Origin of the sequence: Candidimonas humi, from assembly GCF_019166065.1 — a bacterium.
GTDB lineage: Bacteria > Pseudomonadota > Gammaproteobacteria > Burkholderiales > Burkholderiaceae_B > Candidimonas > Candidimonas humi.
Map to the genome: position 1 here is coordinate 1 of NZ_JAHTBN010000029.1, position 677 is coordinate 677.

1 rRNA gene is annotated in these 677 nt (G+C 52.9%); it reads right to left on the minus strand.

Annotated features, from left to right (window positions below):
- Positions 1 to 677: ribosomal RNA gene (locus KVP10_RS21170) — 23S ribosomal RNA — on the minus strand; the annotation flags it as partial.

Below are 677 nucleotides of genomic sequence, written 5' to 3' on the forward strand. Positions count from 1 at the left end.
TTACGGAACGCTCTCCTACCGCGTACACCTTACGGTGCACACCCGCAGCTTCGGTAACTGGCTTAGCCCCGTTACATCTTCCGCGCAGGACGACTCGATCAGTGAGCTATTACGCTTTCTTTAAAGGGTGGCTGCTTCTAAGCCAACCTCCTGACTGTCTATGCCTTCCCACTTCGTTTCCCACTTAGCCAATTTTAGGGACCTTAGCTGGCGGTCTGGGTTGTTTCCCTCTTGAGTCCGGACGTTAGCACCCGGTGCTCTGTCTCCCGCGCTGTACTTGCCGGTATTCGGAGTTTGCCATAGGTTGGTAAGTCGCCATGACCCCCTAGCTATAACAGTGCTCTACCCCCGGCAGTAATCACGCGAGGCACTACCTAAATAGTTTTCGGAGAGAACCAGCTATTTCCAGATTTGTTTAGCCTTTCACCCCTATCCACAGCTCATCCCCTAACTTTTCAACGTTAGTGGGTTCGGTCCTCCAGCACGTGTTACCGTGCCTTCAACCTGGCCATGGATAGATCATCTGGTTTCGGGTCTACACCCAGCGACTAAATCGCCCTATTCGGACTCGCTTTCGCTACGCCTGCCCTATTCGGTTAAGCTTGCCACTGAATGTAAGTCGCTGACCCATTATACAAAAGGTACGCCGTCACCCCATTGCTGAGGCTCCGACTGTT